Here is a 17,908-nt window from a genome sequence, read left to right as displayed (position 1 = left end):
AGTCGACTATCGCGCGCAGCGCGGGATTTTCCTGGCTGTTGGTGGAGCAGTCGATTAACAGTCGACTCTACCCGTCGACTTTACCGGGCGCGCTGCCGATTGATGAATTCCAGTCATGACCGACTGCCATCCAGTCGGTTCAATCCATTGCCGGTGCAGGCGTATCGTCAGCGCTTCCCCTCCGGAGCACGACGATGCAGACACGTGAACTCGGCCGCAGCGGCCTGAAGGTTTCCGCCCTCGGCCTGGGCTGCATGGGCCTGACCCATGCCTATGGCCAGCCGGTCGAGCGCAGCCAGGGCATCGCTCTGCTGCACGCTGCCGTGGAACGCGGCGTCACCTTCTTCGACACCGCCGAAGTGTACGGCCCGTACACCAATGAAGACCTGCTCGGTGAGGCCTTGGCGCCCTACCGCAGCAAGCTGGTGATCGCCACCAAGTTCGGCTTCAAGGATGCGCGCACCGATACCGGTCTGGACAGCCGCCCTGAAAACATCCGCGCGGTGGCCGAGGCCAGCCTGCAGCGCCTGCGCACCGACCATATCGACCTGTTCTACCAGCACCGCGTCGACCCGGACGTGCCGATCGAGGATGTGGCCGGCACCGTGCGCGACCTGATTGCCGAGGGCAAGGTCGGTCACTTCGGCCTGTCCGAGGCCAGCGCCGCTACCGTACGCCGCGCGCATGCGGTGCAGCCGGTGGCTGCGGTGCAGAGCGAGTACTCGCTGTGGTGGCGCGAGCCGGAGCGCGAATTGCTGCCGACCCTGCAGGAGCTGGGCATCGGCTTCGTGCCGTTCAGCCCGCTCGGCCGTGGCTTCCTGACCGGCGCGATCAACGCCGACACCACCTTCGACGCCAACGATTTCCGCAACAGCGTGCCGCGTTTCGAAGTGGAAGCGCGTCGCGCCAACCAGGCGCTGGTCGATCGCATCAGCACGATTGCCGCAGCACGCGGTGCGACCCCGGCGCAGGTGGCACTGGCGTGGCTGCTGGCGCAGGCTCCGTGGATCGTGCCGATTCCGGGCACGACCAAAATCCATCGCCTGGAAGAGAACCTGGGCGCCGCCGACCTGCAGCTGGCGCCAGAGGAACTGCAGCGCATCGCACAGGCGCTGGATGAAGTGTCGATCGTCGGCGAGCGCTACAACGCGCAGCGTGCGGCGCAAGCCAAGGGTTGACCACCGGGTGGGTGCAGGCCGTTGGTGGTAGGTGCGGACCGTTGGTCCGCACTCCTCAGCCCCCCATCGGCCCACGCAGCGCATCCAGCACCGTGCGCATCGCCACCGTTACATGCCGGCGCGACGGGTAGTACGCGTAGTAGCCATCGAAGTGCGGGCACCAGTCGTCCAGCACCGATTGCAGCCGGCCATCGTCCAGCATCGGCTGCACCTGGTCTTCCGGCAGCCAGGCCAGGCCGCTGCCGGCCAGCGCGGCGGCCCGGGTCATGCCCATGCTGTTGAAGATCCACTGGCCGCTCACGCGCACGCTCAGTTCGCTACCGTCCTGGCCGAAATCCCACGGCATCAGCCCGCCATGGGTGGGCAGGCGCAGGGTTACGCAGTTGTGCGCGGCCAGGTCGTCCGGGTGCCGGGGTACCACGTGTTGGCGGAAGTAGCTGGGTGCGCCGACCACGCGCATGCGCAGCGGCGGACTGACCGGCACGGCGATCATGTCGCGGGCCAGCCGCTCGCCCAGACGGATGCCGATGTCGTAGCGCTCGGCGACGATGTCGGCCAGTCCGTAGTCGGCGGTCAATTCCACCTTGAGGTCCGGGTAGTGCTGCAGCAGCGGTGCCAACCGCGGCCAGGCGATGTATTCGGCGGCGTGGCCGGTGGCGTTGATGCGGATGGTGCCGGCCGGGCGCTCGCGATACTCGGCCAGCGCGGCCAGTCCGTCCTCGATCTCGGCCAGGCGCGGGGCAAGCGTTTCCAGCAGGTGGGCGCCGGCCTCGGTGGTGGACACGCTGCGCGTGGTGCGGGTCAGCAGGCGCAGGCCCAGGCGCTGCTCCAGGCCGCGCATGGCGTGGCTGAGCGCAGACTGGGAGACACCCAGCTGGGCGGCGGCCCTGGTGAAGCTGCCCGCGCGGGCAACGTGCACGAAGGCCTGCAGGTCGTTGAGGTTTTCACGGGGCATGAGGGAATGATACGGCCGGGCTGCGCCCGGCACCTGCCGAATCAAGGTCAACGGCAACGTCAAAAGCTGGCTTCCTGCGGGAGGCGGGATGGCTCAGGTTGCGGGGGGACGGCGCACGTACCCTACGGGGCCCGGCCCAGCCGCTGGCCGCTGTGCGTTCGGGCGCTTGCGAAGCAGTGCTTCGCAAGCAAAGCGCCCTTACCCCATTCTGTGTAGACGTGTGGGGATGTCGATTTCAGGGACTGTGGTCCGTCGAATGAATGACTTCGACGGGAGCTGCAGATGAGCACTGACACCAAGCCGAAAGGCCCGGCCTCGTATTTCCCCTCCATCGAAAAGACCTACGGTCAGCCGGTGGCGCACTGGTTCGGGCTGCTGGCCAAGAAGAAGGGGCTCAGGCACATGGAACTGGTCAGCTTCCTGAAGAGCGAGCACGGCCTGGGCCATGGGCACGCCAACGCGCTGGTGGCGCACCACCTGGTCGGCAAGGGGTAACCAACGGCCGGCGGAGGGCAGGGTGAAGCGAATTCAGCTGAACGATTTCATCTGCAACTGTCATGCGGATCGTGTCTAATAGCGCTCCCCACCTGCTGTTCCCCCACCCGCATGTCCCTTCCCTCCCATGGCCCCGCGCCGTGCGACGACGCTGACGGCCACCTGGTCACCGCCGGTCCGCTGACCCCGCCGCCCGACAGCGCCGGCACCACCGCCGATGAAAAAGCGCTGCGTCACTCGATTGCCGAGGACGTGCAGGGCATGGTGCTGGCCACCATGGTGGCCTCGCTGGGCCTGGCCATCTTTGCCAAGAGCGGGCTGATGATCGGCGGCATGGCCGGCATGGCCTTCCTGCTGCATTACGCACTGGACTGGAACTTCGGCGTGGTGTTCGTGCTGGTCAACCTGCCCTTCTACTGGGTGGCGGTGCGGCGCATGGGCTGGGAATTCACCCTGAAGACCTTTGCCGCGGTCACCGCTTGTGGCGTGCTGACCGACCTGCTGCCGCGCTGGATCGATTTCTCGCACATCCACCCGCTGTACTCGGCCATCGTCGGTGGCGCGTTGTCGGGCCTGGGCATCCTGTTCTTCATCCGCCACCGTGCCAGCCTTGGTGGCATCGGCATCCTGGCGGTGTACCTGCAGCGCACCCGTGGCTGGAGCGCGGGCAAGGTGCAGATGTCCTACGACGCCTGCCTGATGGTGGCCGCGTTCTTCGTGCTGTCGCCGTCGAAGGTGCTGTACTCGGCCATCGGCGCGGTGGTGCTCAGCCTGGTGCTGATGTTCAACCACCGCCCGGGCCGTTACATGGGGGTGTGAGCGTTCAACGGCGGTGCCGGCCAGCGGCCGGCACTACCGGAACCCACGCGTGGTAGCGCCGGGCCATGCGCGCCGGATATCCATCAGCGGTCGGCGGCCTTCAGCCACGGCGGCGACAGCGTCAGCAGCCGCGCATGCACCGGGCAGTCCTCGGCATGCGCCCCCGGCAGGTAGCCGAGGCTCATCAGGAACTCGCCGGTGATCTCGCCACCGGTGAAGCGGAACGTCTTCTTGAACAGCTTCACCCAGTCGGCCCTGCTGCGCGGGTGATGCGCATCCAGCCACGCCGCGAAGCTGCCATGACTGGCCCGCAGCTGCTGGATCACCTGCGCGTTGTGGATGGCCGCCAGCACCTTCAGCCGGTTGCGGATGATGCCCGCGTCCGACAACAGGCGTTCGATGTCCTGCTCGGCATAGGCCGCCACGCGGTCCACATCGAAGCCGTCATAGGCTGCACGGAAACCCTCGCGTTTCTTCAGGATCGTTTCCCAGCTCAGGCCGGCCTGGTTGATCTCCAGCACCAGCCGTTCGAACAGCTCGCGCTCGTCACGCTGCGGGAAGCCGTACTCGTTGGCGTGGTAGTAGTCGTGCACCGGATGGCCCGGGGCGATGAGGCAGTAACCGGACACGTCGAACTCCTGCGCGGTGGGACGTCATTATGCGCGGCGTGACCGCCGGGTGGAGGCGCCCGGCGCGCCCAGCCGCTAGAATAGGGCCATGCCCGTAACGCCGACCTCCCTTGCCGATCACCTGCTCGTCGCGCTGCCGTCGCTGCTCGACGCGACCTTTGCCCGCAGCGTTGCGCTGATCTGCCAGCACGACGAGAACGGGGCGATGGGCGTGCTGGTCAACCAGCCGTCCGAATACACGCTGGGTGAAGTGCTTGCGCAGATGGATATCACCACCGGTGATGGCGACCTGCAGGCGCGCATGGTGCTCAACGGTGGTCCGGTGCATCCGGAACGCGGCTTCGTCATCCATGACGACGCACGGGCGTGGGATTCCAGCCTGACCGTGGGCGACGGCCTGTACCTGACCACCTCGCGCGACATCCTCGAAGCGATGGCACGTGGCGAAGGCCCGGCCAACGCTGTGGTAACCCTTGGCTGTGCCGGTTGGGGCGCGGGGCAGCTGGAAAGCGAGCTGTCCGAGAACAGCTGGCTGACCGTGCCGGCCGACGCCGAGCTGGTGTTCCAGCTGCCGCTGGAGCAGCGCTGGCAGGGAGCGGCCTCGCGTATCGGCGTGGACCTGTTCCGGCTGACGGATTACAGCGGCCATGTCTGAGCCGGCCGCGCCCGCACCGATATCGCCTGCCCCGGCGATTCGCCGTGACGGTACCGTTCTGGGTTTCGATGTCGGCTCGCGACGGATCGGCGTGGCAATCGGCAGTGCGTTCGCGTCGCATGCGCGCGCAGTGGCCGTGGTCGATGTGCACGGCAACGGCCCGGACTGGACCGCGATCGAACGCCTGCTCAAGGAATGGAAGCCCGACGGCCTGGTGGTCGGCGACCCGCTGACCCTGGATGGCCAGGACCAGCCCAACCGCAAGCGCGCGCAGGGCTTCGCCCGCCAGCTGCGGGAACGCTTCAAGCTGCCGGTGGTGATGATCGACGAGCGTTCCAGCTCGGTCGAGGCCGCCCGCCGCTTCGCTGTCGAGCGCGCCGAAGGGCGCAAGCGCCGCCGCGACGCGGCCGCCCTCGATGCCGTGGCTGCGGCGGTGATCATCGACCGCTGGCTGTCGTCCCCGGACGACGCCACCCCCATTCCCTGACTGCCCGACACCGCCATGACCGCCCAGCAAATCGATGCCTCCGGACGCCTGCGCCATCTGCTGACCCTGGAGGGCCTGCCGCGCGAAACCCTGCTGCAGCTGCTCGACCGCGCCGGGCAGATCCGCGATGCTGCGGTCGGCCGCGTCGGCAACAAGCGCCACGTTCTGGGCGGTTCGGCGGTATGCACGCTGTTCTTCGAACCGTCCACCCGCACCCGCAGTTCGTTCCAGCTGGCCGCGCAGCGCCTGGGCGCCGACGTGCTGAACTTCGATGCCTCGACCTCGTCCACGCGCAAGGGCGAAACCGCCTGCGACACGCTGCGCAACCTGGAAGCGATGGGCGTGCGCGGTTTCGTCGTGCGCCATCCCGATGACGGTGCCGTGGCCGCACTGACCGACGCGGCGGGCGAGGGCACTGCGCTGATCAACGCCGGTGACGGCCGCAGTTCGCACCCGACCCAGGGCCTGCTGGACATGCTGACCCTGCGCCAGGCCAAGGGCCCGGATTTCTCGAAGCTGAAGGTGGTGATCGTCGGCGACGTGAAGCACTCGCGCGTGGCCCGCACCGACCTGCACGCGCTGCGCACGCTGGGCGTGGGCGAGATCCGCGTGTGCGGCCCGCAGTCGCTTCTGCCGGACGACGAGACGCTGAAGGGCTGCGTGGTCGGCGATGATTTCGATGCGATGCTGGAAGGCGTCGACGCGTTGATGATGCTGCGCCTGCAACGCGAGCGCATGGAAGAAGGCCTGGTGCCGTCGCTGGAGCAGTACCACGCCCAGTACGGCCTGACCACCGAGCGCTTGGCCCGCGCGGGCAAGGATGCGGCGGTGCTGCACCCGGGCCCGATCAACCGCGGCGTGGAAGTGACCGACGAGGTGGCCGACGGCCCGCAGTCGTGGGTGCTGCGCCAGGTCGCCAACGGCGTCGCCGTGCGCATGGCCGTGCTGGAAACCCTGCTGGGCTGATCGCTCTGGTGGGTGCCAACCCTGGTTGGCACTGGCCTACCCGGGCGAAGGTGATTTCCTGATATCCAGCGGACATGCGCCCGCCCATGCTCTTCTGCATGAACAGCACCCGTCTCCTGCTGGGCCGTCATTCCAGTATCGGCCAGAGCTACATCCTCACCACGAACGTGCATGACCGGGCGGCTCTGTTCGCCAATGACGCCGTTGCGGTTACCGCCATGCAGCAGTTCCAGCGTCTGGATCTGGAAGGTCTGACCCATTCGATCGCCTACGTGGTCATGCCGGATCACATCCACTGGTTGATGCAGCTGCGCGCTGCATCACTCGACGTTGTCATGAAGCGCTTCACGTCGCGTACGGCGGTGTACGCAAACAGGGTACTGGGCAGGGTGGGGCGCTTCTGGCAGTCCTGCTATCACGATCACGCGATCCGCTCTGATGAATCGCTGTTCCGGCACGCAATGCATGTGATGGCGAATCCGATCAGGGCGGGGCTGGCAACGCAGCTTGGCGAGTACCCGCATGCGTGGTGTGAGTGGGAACTCGAGGGTTCCTGTGCCAAGGCGGAGTTCATGGGGCGGACAGATAGTGCCAACCAAGGTTGGCACCCACCGAAAGCAGGTTCCAACCTTAGTGGGTACCTACCCAAACCAGGCTCCAACCTTGGTGGGCAACCACCGGACGTTGTGGTTCAACGCTTCTGCTTGAACAGCCAATCCCACATCGCCGGGTCCGCGTAGGTGGCATCCCAGGCGTTGTGGTTGCCTTCCGGGTACTCGGTATAGCGCACGTCAGGTGCGTTGACGCCCTGGAAGGCCGCGTACAGCCTGCGATCGTCCTCCGGTGGGACCACGTCATCCAGTGCGCCGTGGAAGATCCAGATCGGGGTGTGCCGCAGGCGCTGGGCGATGACCGCATACGGGTCGGCTTCGTGGGCCACCTGCTCGACGAACAGGGTCGGTCGCTTCGGGCGCGGTGCGAACACAGCGCCGCATACCGGCACGATCGCAGCAAAGCGACGTGGATCGTCCAGTGCGATGTTCCAGCTGCCGTAGCCGCCCATCGACATGCCGGTCAGGTACTGGCGTGCCGGATCGGCATCGAACTCGGCAATGGCGGCATCCAGCGCGGCCACGGCCATGCGGTTGTTGCGACCGCTCCACTCTGAATGCCGGGGAGCCTGCGGGAACACCACCAGCGCGGGGAAGTCGGGGTGCTCGCGCAGGTAAGGGCCCAGTCCCGCGTACGTCTGCTTGACGCCATCGCTGCCGCGCTCGCCCGAGCCGTGCAGGAACAGCACGACCGGCAGCGAGCCCGGCGTGCGCGCCGATGCCGCCGGAATGAACACCTGGTAGTAGGCCGTTTCGCCATCCACCTTCACTGCGCGGGCCTCGAAGCGTCCGCGCGCGCTGTCCGGCAGCGAGGCACAGCCCGTCATCATCAGAAAGGCCAGCATCGGCAGCCAGCGTGACATCGAACGGACCATGGGCGTTTCCGAGGCGGTAGGGTCACCCGCATCGTAGCCCGGCGTGGGTCAACGCAGCATCATGCGCCGCGTCACTCCGGCCGCGGAAAACTGGCGATGATGTCCAGCTGCTCCTGTGCTTCGGCATTGCCGTCGGCAGCGGCGGCCTGCACCTGCGCGATGTCCGGGTGCAGCACCACCAGCAGCGGGTTCTCGCAGACCGGGCAGTCGTACTCGGTGGCGTCCTCGTCCAGCTCCATTTCCATGGCGCGCGAGCTGCCCTTCCATTCACAGGCCGGGCAGGTGTGCTGCTGATCGCGCCAGCCGGGTTGGAAGTAGTTTTCGATCGTGGTTGCCATAGGGATTCAGTTGGGGACGGGTCAGAGCCCCGCGTTGCGCGGATCCGACCCTGCAGGGATCAGTGCAGCAGCACCAGAGTGGCCAGGCCTAGGAAGGTGAAGAAGCCCATCGAGTCGGTCACGGCGGTCAGGAAGATGCCGCTGGCCAGCGCTGGGTCGAAGCCGAAGCGTTTCAGCGTCAACGGCACCAGCACGCCCGCCAAGGCAGCGAACAGGAGGTTGCAGGTCAATGCGATGGCAATCACCGCGGACAACCCGGGCGAGTGGAACCAGGCCAGCACGATCAGCCCCAGCACCGAACCCAGCATCACGCCGTTCAGCAGCGCGACCCGCACTTCCTTCCACAGCAGGGTGCGGGCGTTGGAGGCGCCCACCTGACCCAGCGCCAGGCCGCGCACCATCAGTGCCAGCACCTGGGTACCGGCGTTGCCGCCGAGGCCGGCGACGATCGGCATCAGCACCGCCAGCGCCACCAGTTTGTCGATCGTGCCTTCGAAATGGCCGACCACGCTGGAGGCCAGGAAGGCCGTGCACAGGTTGACCGACAGCCACATCAGGCGGCGACGCATCGCGCGCCAGACCGGGCTGAACAGATCCTCGTCCTCGTCCAGACCGGCGGCGCCGAGCGCCTGGTGCTCGGCCTGGCCGCGGATGATGTCGACCACGTCATCGATGGTGATGCGGCCGATCAGGATGTTGTTGTCATCCACCACCGGCGCGGAGATCCAGTCATGGTCGGAGAACTGGCGGGCGACTTCCTGGTCGCTTTCGCCGACGTCGATGGCCGGCTGCTCGTCGTCGATCAGGCGGTTGATCGGGGTGGTGTCCTCGTGGGTTACCAGTGCTGCCAGCGACACCCGGCCGAGGTACTGGTGGCGGCGGCTGACCACGAACAGGTGGTCGGTGTGGTCCGGCAGTTCACCGCGCAGGCGCAGGTAGCGCAGCACCACGTCGACGTTGACGTCGGCGCGCACGGTCACCACGTCCGGGTTCATCAGGCGGCCGGCGCTGTCCTCGGGATAGGACAGCACCTGTTCCAGGCGCTCGCGGTTCTCGCGGTCCATCGACTTGAGGACCTCGTCGATGACCGTGTCCGGCAGGTCCTCGACCAGGTCGGCCAGATCGTCGATGTCCAGGTCTTCGACCGCAGCGATGATCTCGTCCGGGTCCATGTCGGCGAGCAGGCTTTCGCGCACGTCCTCGCCGACGTGGACCAGCACCTCACCGTCATCTTCCGGATCGACCAGGCCCCACACCACCTCGCGCTTGCCCGGCGGCAGCGACTCGAGCAGGTTGCCGATCTCGGCCGGGGCCAGGGTGTTGACCAGGCGACGCACCGGGCCCAGCCGGCCGCTGTCCAGTGCATCGGACAACATCCGCAGTTGGCGCGCAGTCTTGTCGTGGCGTACAGCTTCAGCCATCGCAGCTCCCGCGGGGATAAGAAAAGCCGCGATCCCGGCAAGGATGCGGCAACAGGGGTGTTCAGCGCGTCATTATCGCAAGGGGATGTTTCAACGCATAGCCGCCGGGCAAAGGGGTCAGATCCCTTTTCCTGCGGCAAAGGGATCTGACCCCGCCAGACCGCGCGTCAGGGCGTATCGGCTACCAGCGCCAGCCAGCGCTCGATGGCGCGGCGGTCGCGCGCGGCCAGCAGCTTGGGTGCGCGCGTGCGCAATGTCGCCAGGTCGGCCTCGCGGATGGCGCGGCGAACCTCCAGCAGCGTGCCCGGGTGCAGGCTGAATTCGGTCAGGCCCAGTGCCAGCAGCAGCGGTGTCATCCGCGCATCGCCGGCCATCTCGCCGCAGACCGCCACCGGGATGCGATGCCGCGCGCCGGTCTCGATCACCATCTGCAGCAGCCGCAGCACCGCCGGGTGCAACGGCGAATACAACTCACCCAGCGCTTCGTTGTTGCGGTCGGCCGCCAGCAGGTACTGCACCAGGTCGTTGGTGCCGATCGACAGGAAGTCGACCAGGTCGATGAAGCTCTCCAGCGCCAGTGCAGCGGCCGGGACTTCGATCATCGCGCCCAGTGGCACGTGGTCGGATACCAGGTGGCCTTCGCTGCGCAGCTGTTCGGTCAGCTTGAGCATGCGCCGGCGCACTGCCAGCAGTTCCTCGCGGGTGCTGACCATCGGCACCAGCACCCGCAGCTTGCCGTAGGCCGAGGCACGCAGGATCGCACGCAGCTGGGTGTCGGCCACCTTCGGTCGCGCCAGCGACAGGCGCACGCCGCGCAGGCCCAGTGCGGGATTCTCTTCGTTGCTCAGGGTCAGGCCGGTGCGATCAGCCTTGTCCGCACCCAGGTCCAGGGTGCGGATGGTGACCGGTCGCCCGCTCATGCCCAGGGCGGCATCGCGGTAGGTCTGGAACTGCTCTTCTTCGTCGGGCAGCTCGTTGCGCTGCAGGAACAGGAATTCGGTGCGGTACAGGCCCAGGCCGTGGGCGCCCAGCGCATGCGCCTGTGTCACATCCTCCAGCGATTCGGCATTGGCCAGCAGGGCGATGTCGACCTGGTCGCGGGTGCGGCTGGGCTTGCTGCGCAGGCGGCCAAGCTCGCGCTGTTCGCGCGCGTGTTCCTTCAATCGCGCGCGGTAGTCGCGCAGATTGTCGGCCTGCGGATTGGCGGTGATGCTGCCGTCGGCGCCATCGATGATCAGCACGTCGCCGTCGGCAACGCGGCTGAGCAGCTGCGGCACGTTGACGATCAAGGGCAGATGCAGGCTGCGCGCGAGGATCGCGCTGTGCGACAGCGCGCTGCCGGCGGCGGTGACGATGCCGACCACGCCCTGTGCCTGCAGCTGGGCCAGTTCCGAAGGTGCGATGTTGTCGCAGACCAGGATTTCCCCGGCCAGGCCCTTGACCGCAGGTGGGCGCTCGGGCTGCAGGAAGGCATGGATGCGGCCGATCACATGGTCGAGGTCGTCCATGCGGCTTTTCAGGTAGGCATCGTCCATGCCGTCGAAGACCTTGGCCAGCCGGTCGCGCTGCAGGCGCAACGCGTAGCCGGCGCTGTACGGACCGCTGCGGATCAGCTCATCCAGGCCATACAGCAGCTCGGGATCATCCAGCAGCAGCGCGTGCAGGTCGAGGAACTCGCCCACTTCCTGGTTCAGTGCACCGTGCAGGCGCTGGCGCAGCTCGTGCATTTCCGTGCGTGCGGCATCCACCGCCCGGTGCAGGCGGGCCAGTTCGGCCTCGATCTGGTTGGCGGCAACGCGCTGCTCGGCCACTTCCAGTGCATGCGGCAGGCGCACGCGGGCGCGGCCCATTGCCGTGCCGCGGGCGGCACCATGGCCGGCCAGCAGCAGTACCGGCCGTTGGCCGGAAGGGGGCTGGCCGGCGCGTGCGCGTGGCACGCTCAGCTGTCCTCGTCGAAACGGCGTTCGAACAGGCCGACCACCGCCTCCATCGCGGCAGCTTCGTCCTCGCCGTTGATGCGCACGGTGACCGGAGTGCCCTGGCCGGCGGCCAGCAGCATCACGCCCATGATGCTCTTGGCGTTGATCTCACGGCCCTTGGCGGCCATGGTCACGTTGCAGCGGAACGGCGCCAGGGTCTGCACCAGTTTGGCGGTGGCCCGGGCATGCAGGCCCAGGCGGTTGCTCACGGTGAGTTCTCGTTCAAGCATCGTCGACTATCGCTCCATTACGGGTACCCGCCGCGGCTGTGGCAGGCAGTTGATCCAGTCCCTGTTCCGGATAATTCATCACCCGCAGCAACATCGGCAGGCTCAGCGCCGACACCCGGCGAACCGGGGTCCCCAGCCGGGCCAGCTGCCCGGCGAGGTTGGCGGGGCTGGCGCCGTACAGGTCGGTCAGGATCAGCACACCTTCACCGCCATCGACCCGCCGCAGCGCGGCCGAGGCAAGCGGGAGAAGAGCGTCCAGGTCTGCGTCGAACGGTACTTCGAAAGCTTCGGTTTTCAGCGGCAGATGCCGCAGGAGCCGGGTCGCCACGTCAAGCAGGGCGGTCCCGACCCCGGGATGTGTTACGAGGAGAATGCCACAGGTCATTACTGCACGTTAACAGGTCAAGGTGAATTGGCGATAGCAGCAGGAGAGGGGCACTGTGTCCCGTATTCAGCGTTGCCAGGGTCAGAGCCCTTTTCCTCTGGAAAAGGGATCCGACCCCATGCGTTTTTCGATGCCTGACCGGGACTCATCCACGCATGGCGTGGATCTGCCGTGTCGACCAAGGTCGACACCCGCCAACAGCAGCACACAATAGCGTCCCGACAGATCGCAGGAATCTGTCGAAGGCGGGGTGGGTCAGCAAGCGGGGGGGGGGAGCCGCATGGATGCGGCGACCGAGCTTACAGGGACGTACTTGCAGCGTCCCCCGCTTGCTGACGCACCCCGTCACCCGGGGAATGCCGGCTTTTGACGTTGCTTCAGTCGAGCATGGCTCGACTCTACAGCGGGTGCCGGGCGCAGCCCGGCCGCCCCCCCCTCAATCCTGTTCGCGGTGGTACGTGGCCACGTCTTCCCAGCCCATCTCGCGGGCATGCCGAGCCAGGCGCTCGGCCAGGAACACCGAGCGGTGCTTGCCGCCGGTGCAGCCGAACGCCACGGTCACGTAGCTGCGGGTGCCATCGCCCAGCTTCGGCAGCCAGGTATCAAGGAAGTCCATCAGCTGGGCCAGGTAGCGCTGCACATCCGGCTGCGCTTCCAGGTAATCGCGCACGCCGGGTTCGCGCCCGCTCAGCGCCCGCAGGTCCGGATCCCAGTGCGGATTGGGCAGCACCCGCGCGTCGAACACGAAGTCCGCTTCGGCCGGCACGCCGCGCTTGTAGGCGAACGATTCGAACAGCAGCGACAGGCCAGTGGCATGGTCCATTGCGAACTCGGTGATGATCCGCCGCCGCAGCTGGTGCACGTTGAGGCTGCTGGTGTCGATCACCGCATCGGCCTCGCGGCGCAGCGGTGCGGTCAACTCGCGTTCGCGGGCGATGGCTTCGGGCAGGGACAGCCCCAGCTGGCTCAGCGGATGGCGACGGCGGGTGTCGGCGTAGCGCTTGAGCAGCGTCTCGTCGCTGGCTTCGAAGAACAGCACCTTCACGTCCACGCCGGCGTCGGCGGCCAGCTGCCGCCATTCCCCCAGCTGGCTCAGGTCGGCCTGGCCGCGCACATCGATGCCTACCGCCAACCGGCGCGGCGCGGCGCCGCCGTGATGGGCCAGCAGGCTGCGCACGAAGTCCGGAAGCAGGTTGATCGGCAGGTTGTCCGAGCAGTAGTAGTCCTGGTCCTCGAAGGTCTTCAGGGCGACGGATTTACCCGAGCCGGACAGGCCGCTGACGATCATCAGGGTCGGGGCGGAGGGGGTGACGGTGCTCATGGACAGGCTCTTCGAAGGGCAGGGGAATCAGGGTGTTCGCCGTTCCAGCAGGTTGCTGTGGCGGGCGATGAACATCGCCGCCGGGTCGATGCCCTTGGTACGCAGGATATGCAGGCGGGTGGCCGCTTCGGTCAGCACGGCCAGGTTGCGGCCGGGCATCACCGGCAGCGTGATCAGTGGCACGTCCAGGTCCAGCACATGGCGGGTGCCCGAATCGCCGGTCAGGCGCTCGTAGCCATGCGGGGTGGGTTCGGTCATCGGCTTGGTCAGGTGGACGATCAGCCGAAGGTACTTGTTCTTCTTTACAGCCGTGTCGCCGAACATCTCGCGCACGTTCAACACGCCCAGGCCGCGCACTTCCAGCAGGTCCTGCAGCAGTTCGGGGCAGGTGCCGTCGAGCACGTCGGGTGCGATCTGGGTGAACTCGGGCGCATCGTCGGCCACCAGGCGATGGCCACGACTGAGCAGCTCCAGCGCCAGCTCGCTCTTGCCCGATCCGGCCTCGCCGGTGATCAGCACGCCGATGGAGTAGATCTCCATGAACACGCCATGCAGGATCACCCGCGGCGCCAGCGTGCGCGCCAAGTGGTACGACAGGTGGTTGAGCAGTTCGTGGCCGCGCTTGGGCGAGAGCCACAACGGGGTGCCGGATTCATCGGCGGCGGCGCGCAGGTCTTCCGGGCACGCCTGGTTGCGGGTCAGCACCAGCGCCAGCGGATGCGACTGCATGATCTTTTCGATGGTCTCCCAACGCTGGCGCGGTTCCAGCGCATCCAGCCAGGACAGTTCCTCGGTACCGAGGATCTGCACCTTGTTGGGATAGATCGCATTGAGGTAGCCGGCCAGCGAGGGGCGCCGCGAGACCGTATTGCCGGCCTCCAGCTCGCGCTTCTCGCCGGATTTGCCGGCAGCCCAGCGCAGGCCCAGCCGCTCGCGCTGCTGTTCGAACAGTTCACGGGCGGTGATGCTGGTATTCATGCGGCACTCGCAGGCGGGGTCATGTCCAGCGCCTCGCGCAGGGCCCGCGCGTCGCCGGCCTGGCGCAGTGCCTGGCGGATGTCCGGAGCGGAAAACAGTTCGGCCAGCTCGGACAGCAGCATCAGGTGCTGGTGGGTGTAGTGGGCGGGAACGGCCATCGCGAACACCAGGTCCACCGGCTCGTCGCCACCGAAGTTGACCGGGGTGGCCAATCGCAGCAGGGCGCCCCGCGGGCGCTCCAGGGTCGGCGCGCGGCCGTGGGGAATGGCGATACCGTGGCCGATCGCGGTGCTGCCCAGCGCTTCGCGCTGGCACAGGTTCAGATAGATCTGTTCGGCGTTGGCCTGGCGGCAGGCCAGCAACCCGGCGGCGGCCTGCAGGACGCTGTCGCGGTCGGTGGCCGTGCAGAGCTGGGTCTGCACGGCCGCCAGGAGGTCAGTCAGGGGCATGTCTGCGGGGAACAGTGGCGATCAGCCACCATTGTCGCCCACCGGCAGCGGTGCGTGCTGCTGTTTTTTCTCCTTGTGCTTGATCACCAGACGGTCAAGCTTGTCCGCAAGCAGGTCGATCGCGGCATACATGGTCTGGGCATTGGCCTCGGCATGCAGGGTCTGGCCGGGAATGTTGAGGCTGGCGTCGACGTGGTGTTCGGTCTTCTGCAGCTTGAGGGTCACCCGCGCTTCGCAGTGCTGGTCGAAGTGTTTGCCGATCCGGGCCAGCTTCTCCTCTACATACGACTGCAGGGCCGGGGTGACTTCGACATCTTTGCCAAACGTTTCGATGCGCATCGGGTTTCTCCTGTGTTCGGATGTGCCAATGAACCTCTCCGCCGGGCGCGGCGGCGCGTCAAGCGATTCTGACCCTTTCGTGCGAGGCGGAAATGTTCATGGCTTCACGATACTTCGCCACGGTGCGTCGCGCTACTGGAATTCCCGACGATTTGAGCAGGTCAGCCAGCTTGGCGTCAGAAAGCGGCTTGCGCGGGTTTTCGTCGTCGATCAGGCGCCGGATCATCGCCTGGATGGCCGTGCTGGACGCCTCGCCTCCGCCCTCGGTATCGATGCCGGAGGCGAAGAAGGCGCGCAGCGGCAGGGTGCCGCGCGGGGTACGCACGTGCTTGCGGGCGATCGCGCGCGACACCGTGGATTCATGCAGGCCGAGCTCGGCGGCGATCTCGCGCAGGGTCAGCGGGCGCAGGGCCTGTTCGCCGAACTCCAGGAAGCCCGACTGCTGCAGGATCAGGCTGCGGACCACCCGCAGCAGGGTCTCGCCGCGCTGCTGCAGGCCCTTCAGCAGCCAGCGCGCTTCCTGCAGCTGGGCCCGCAGGTAGCCTGCATCGGCGTCGCCGCAGCGGCGGATCAGTTGTTCGTAGCCACGATGGATCACCACCCTGGGCCCGGCGTGCGCGGCCAGCGCTGCGCGCCAGACGCCGTTCTGGCGCCACACCACTACGTCCGGTACCACGTAGGTGTCCTGCGACAGTGGCGCGATCTGCGTGCCGGGGCGCGGGTCCAGCGAGCGCAGCAGTGCGACGGCAGTCTCGACCTCGTCCAGCGGCTGCTTCAGCTCATGCGCGAGCCCGGCGACGCCGCTGCGTGGCAACCGCTCCAGCGGTCCTGCGGCAATCTGTCGCGCCAGCAGCAGGCCCGGCGTTTCGTCGGCCAGCACGTCCAGCTGCAGCTGCAGGCATTCGCCCAGCGTGCGTGCGGCCACACCCACTGGATCGAAACGCTGGATGCGATGCAGCACCGCGAGGATCTCGTCCTCGCCGGCGTGGATCGCCGGCAACAGGGTTTCGGCGATGGTGGCCAGCGGTTCGCGCAGGTAGCCGTCATCGTCCAGTGCATCGATCAGTGCCGCGCCGATGCTGCGGTCACGCGCGGACAGATGCGACAGGTGCAGCTGCCACAGCAGATGGTCGGCCAGCGTTTCGGTTTCGGCCACGCGCTCGGCAGCGCTGCCGGTATCGTCGTCATCATCGAAGCTGCCACCGCTGCCAGCCGCACTCCAGTCCAGTTCGGCCGGCGCCCAGTCGTCGCCTTCGCTGCGTTCTGCGGGCGCTTCGTTGTCGTTGCCATCGCCGCCTTCATTGACGGCGCTGCTGTCGTTGCTGTCGGCCCAGTCCAGCAGTGGGTTGCTCTCCACTGCCTGCGCGATCTCCAGCTCCAGCTCGGTGGTGGACATCTGCAGCAGCTTGATCGCCTGCTGCAGCTGGGGCGTGAGCACCAGGTGCTGTCCCAACGATGTCTGCAGCCGAGTCTTCATGCCTGTGCCGAAAGGAAGGAAAGGGACTCGCCGACTGCGGTCACAGCTTGAAGGAATCTCCAAGGTAGACCCGACGCACGTCGGCATTGTCCAGGATCGCCTCCGGCGAACCCTGGGCCAGCACGCTGCCCTCGGCGAGGATATACGCGCGGTCGCAGATACCCAAGGTTTCGCGTACGTTGTGGTCGGTGATGAGCACGCCGATGCCGCGCTGTTTGAGATGGGTGACGATGCGCTGGATCTCGCCGACCGAAATCGGATCGACGCCGGCAAACGGTTCGTCGAGCAGGATCAGGCGCGGCTGCGCCGCCAGGGCGCGGGCGATCTCGCAGCGGCGGCGTTCGCCACCGGACAGGCTGGCGCCGAGCTGGTCGGCGACATGACCCAGCTGCAGTTCGTCCAGCAGCCCGTTCAACTCGCGCTCGCGGCCGGCCGAATCCAGGTCCTCGCGCAGTTCCAGCACCAGCCGGATGTTGTCGGCCACGGTCAGCTTGCGGAACACCGAGGGTTCCTGCGGCAGGTAGCCCACGCCCTGCTTGGCACGGGTGTACATCGGGTCGCCGGTGATGTCCTTGCCGTCGAGCACGATGCTGCCGGCATCGGCAGCCACCAGGCCGACGATCATGTAGAAGCAGGTGGTCTTGCCGGCACCATTGGGACCGAGCAGGCCGACCACTTCGCCGGCATCGAGGGTCAGCCCGAAGTCCTTGACGACTTCGCGCTGCTTGTACTTCTTGCGCAGGCCCTTGGCGACGAGCATTACTTCTTGCTCCCGGCCGGCTGTGCCGGCGTGGCGGCCTTGGGCTGTGCTGCCGGTGCAGCCGGGGTCTTGTTCTTCGGCGGGATGACGGTGCGCACGCGGCTGCCGTCACCACCGGAGTTCATCTCGCCGGTGCGGGTGTTGTAGACCATGCGCTGGCCGGCATTGGTGCCGCGCGCGCTGGTGACCTTGTAGTTGCCGGTCAGGGTAATGATCTCGGTCTTGATGTCGTAGTCGATGCGATCAGCCAGCGCGTCCATCCAGGTGCCGTCATCGAGCTGCTGCTTCATCTTGGCCTGCTTGCCGGTGAAGACCGCACGCACGGGCTCGCCGTCCTTGAGGTAGATCTCGGCCTCGGACGAGCGCAGGTCCAGCGTGCCCTGGGTGATGATCACGCCCTGCGACAGCACGGTCTTGCCGTCGCCGGTGAGCATGCCCGACTGGGCGCCGGAATCGATGTGCATGTCTTCGTTGCGGTCGGTGGACTTGGCGAAGGCGGCGCCGGGAACAAGCAGTCCGAGCGCGAGTACTGCGGCAAAGGGAATCTTCATCGGGGTCCGT

The 17,908-nt window shown here is 67.1% G+C and carries 21 protein-coding genes and 1 pseudogene; 7 read left to right on the top strand and 15 right to left on the bottom strand.

Annotated elements, in window-relative coordinates; all coding sequences use genetic code 11:
* Positions 1 to 194 precede the first annotated feature (194 nt).
* On the top strand, positions 195 to 1,178 hold the full coding sequence (locus AC5P8Z_RS04395; RefSeq protein WP_495228235.1) for an aldo/keto reductase: 984 nt from the start codon (positions 195 to 197) through the stop codon (positions 1,176 to 1,178).
* Between the two features lie 55 nt (positions 1,179 to 1,233).
* Here the strand turns inward: AC5P8Z_RS04395 and AC5P8Z_RS04390 are convergent, their stop codons facing one another.
* Positions 1,234 to 2,133: a LysR substrate-binding domain-containing protein gene (locus AC5P8Z_RS04390; RefSeq protein WP_164082427.1), complete on the bottom strand. Its 900-nt coding sequence runs from the start codon at positions 2,131 to 2,133 to the stop codon at positions 1,234 to 1,236.
* A gap of 282 nt (positions 2,134 to 2,415) precedes the next feature.
* On the opposite strand from AC5P8Z_RS04390, the gene AC5P8Z_RS04385 reads away from it, so the two are divergent.
* Positions 2,416 to 2,628, top strand: a complete 213-nt coding sequence (locus AC5P8Z_RS04385) for a DUF4287 domain-containing protein (RefSeq protein WP_164082426.1) — start codon at positions 2,416 to 2,418, stop codon at positions 2,626 to 2,628.
* A 111-nt stretch (positions 2,629 to 2,739) separates the two neighbouring features.
* Positions 2,740 to 3,447 carry a YitT family protein gene (locus AC5P8Z_RS04380; protein ID WP_029379885.1) on the top strand — a complete coding sequence of 236 codons (708 nt, stop codon included), beginning with the start codon at positions 2,740 to 2,742 and terminating at the stop codon, positions 3,445 to 3,447.
* Between the two features lie 83 nt (positions 3,448 to 3,530).
* Here the strand turns inward: AC5P8Z_RS04380 and AC5P8Z_RS04375 are convergent, their stop codons facing one another.
* Positions 3,531 to 4,076 carry a DNA-3-methyladenine glycosylase I gene (locus tag AC5P8Z_RS04375; RefSeq protein WP_495228234.1) on the bottom strand — a complete coding sequence of 182 codons (546 nt, stop codon included), beginning with the start codon at positions 4,074 to 4,076 and terminating at the stop codon, positions 3,531 to 3,533.
* Between the two features lie 88 nt (positions 4,077 to 4,164).
* Between AC5P8Z_RS04375 and AC5P8Z_RS04370 the strand changes: the two genes are divergently transcribed.
* The 4 genes and pseudogenes from AC5P8Z_RS04370 to AC5P8Z_RS04355 all read left to right on the top strand — a co-directional run.
* Positions 4,165 to 4,731, top strand: coding sequence for a YqgE/AlgH family protein (locus AC5P8Z_RS04370; RefSeq protein WP_005408377.1), 567 nt, complete (start codon positions 4,165 to 4,167; stop codon positions 4,729 to 4,731).
* Between the two features lie 19 nt (positions 4,732 to 4,750).
* Positions 4,751 to 5,218, top strand: coding sequence for a Holliday junction resolvase RuvX (gene ruvX, locus AC5P8Z_RS04365; RefSeq protein WP_286071989.1), 468 nt, complete (start codon positions 4,751 to 4,753; stop codon positions 5,216 to 5,218).
* A gap of 15 nt (positions 5,219 to 5,233) precedes the next feature.
* Positions 5,234 to 6,184, top strand: a complete 951-nt coding sequence (locus AC5P8Z_RS04360) for an aspartate carbamoyltransferase catalytic subunit (RefSeq protein ID WP_495228233.1) — start codon at positions 5,234 to 5,236, stop codon at positions 6,182 to 6,184.
* A 98-nt stretch (positions 6,185 to 6,282) separates the two neighbouring features.
* A pseudogene (locus AC5P8Z_RS04355) lies at positions 6,283 to 6,762 on the top strand (REP-associated tyrosine transposase); the annotation flags it as partial.
* Positions 6,763 to 6,875: 113 nt separating this feature from the next.
* Here AC5P8Z_RS04355 and AC5P8Z_RS04350 read toward each other — a convergent pair.
* The 13 genes from AC5P8Z_RS04350 to lptA all read right to left on the bottom strand — a co-directional run bounded on the left by AC5P8Z_RS04350 (position 6,876) and on the right by lptA (position 17,898).
* Positions 6,876 to 7,670, bottom strand: a complete 795-nt coding sequence (locus tag AC5P8Z_RS04350) for a carboxylesterase family protein (RefSeq protein ID WP_495228232.1) — start codon at positions 7,668 to 7,670, stop codon at positions 6,876 to 6,878.
* 71 nt (positions 7,671 to 7,741) lie between these two features.
* On the bottom strand, positions 7,742 to 8,008 hold the full coding sequence (locus AC5P8Z_RS04345; protein WP_014036236.1) for a hypothetical protein: 267 nt from the start codon (positions 8,006 to 8,008) through the stop codon (positions 7,742 to 7,744).
* Positions 8,009 to 8,067: 59 nt separating this feature from the next.
* Positions 8,068 to 9,429: a magnesium transporter gene (gene mgtE / locus AC5P8Z_RS04340; RefSeq protein WP_008266103.1), complete on the bottom strand. Its 1,362-nt coding sequence runs from the start codon at positions 9,427 to 9,429 to the stop codon at positions 8,068 to 8,070.
* Positions 9,430 to 9,596: 167 nt separating this feature from the next.
* Positions 9,597 to 11,366, bottom strand: a complete 1,770-nt coding sequence (gene ptsP / locus AC5P8Z_RS04335) for a phosphoenolpyruvate--protein phosphotransferase (protein ID WP_164082420.1) — start codon at positions 11,364 to 11,366, stop codon at positions 9,597 to 9,599.
* 2 nt (positions 11,367 to 11,368) lie between these two features.
* A complete protein-coding gene (locus AC5P8Z_RS04330; RefSeq protein WP_005408385.1) occupies positions 11,369 to 11,638 on the bottom strand; it encodes an HPr family phosphocarrier protein in 270 nt (89 codons plus the stop codon).
* Entirely contained in the window at positions 11,631 to 12,023 is a 393-nt protein-coding gene (locus tag AC5P8Z_RS04325) for a PTS sugar transporter subunit IIA domain-containing protein (protein WP_164082419.1), read from the bottom strand. Before AC5P8Z_RS04325 ends, AC5P8Z_RS04330 begins: the two co-directional genes overlap by 8 nt.
* Positions 12,024 to 12,459: 436 nt before the next feature.
* A complete protein-coding gene (rapZ, locus tag AC5P8Z_RS04320) occupies positions 12,460 to 13,344 on the bottom strand; it encodes an RNase adapter RapZ (protein ID WP_164083653.1) in 885 nt (294 codons plus the stop codon).
* A 27-nt stretch (positions 13,345 to 13,371) separates the two neighbouring features.
* Positions 13,372 to 14,322: an HPr(Ser) kinase/phosphatase gene (gene hprK / locus AC5P8Z_RS04315; RefSeq protein WP_005408388.1), complete on the bottom strand. Its 951-nt coding sequence runs from the start codon at positions 14,320 to 14,322 to the stop codon at positions 13,372 to 13,374.
* Positions 14,319 to 14,771, bottom strand: coding sequence for a PTS sugar transporter subunit IIA (locus tag AC5P8Z_RS04310; protein WP_295565467.1), 453 nt, complete (start codon positions 14,769 to 14,771; stop codon positions 14,319 to 14,321). The genes hprK and AC5P8Z_RS04310 overlap by 4 nt, the downstream gene beginning before the upstream one ends.
* A gap of 21 nt (positions 14,772 to 14,792) precedes the next feature.
* Positions 14,793 to 15,110, bottom strand: coding sequence for a ribosome hibernation-promoting factor, HPF/YfiA family (hpf, locus tag AC5P8Z_RS04305; protein ID WP_004147311.1), 318 nt, complete (start codon positions 15,108 to 15,110; stop codon positions 14,793 to 14,795).
* Between the two features lie 58 nt (positions 15,111 to 15,168).
* Positions 15,169 to 16,587, bottom strand: coding sequence for an RNA polymerase factor sigma-54 (locus AC5P8Z_RS04300; RefSeq protein ID WP_164083651.1), 1,419 nt, complete (start codon positions 16,585 to 16,587; stop codon positions 15,169 to 15,171).
* Positions 16,588 to 16,627: 40 nt separating this feature from the next.
* Positions 16,628 to 17,347: an LPS export ABC transporter ATP-binding protein gene (gene lptB, locus AC5P8Z_RS04295; protein WP_005408391.1), complete on the bottom strand. Its 720-nt coding sequence runs from the start codon at positions 17,345 to 17,347 to the stop codon at positions 16,628 to 16,630.
* Entirely contained in the window at positions 17,347 to 17,898 is a 552-nt protein-coding gene (gene lptA / locus AC5P8Z_RS04290) for a lipopolysaccharide transport periplasmic protein LptA (protein WP_164083650.1), read from the bottom strand. The genes lptB and lptA overlap by 1 nt, the downstream gene beginning before the upstream one ends.
* Between the last annotated feature and the right edge of the window lie 10 nt (positions 17,899 to 17,908).

It is taken from the genome of Stenotrophomonas sp. YJH_SMC_17, assembly GCF_059371655.1.
This window is presented reverse-complemented; position numbering and strand designations above follow the sequence as displayed.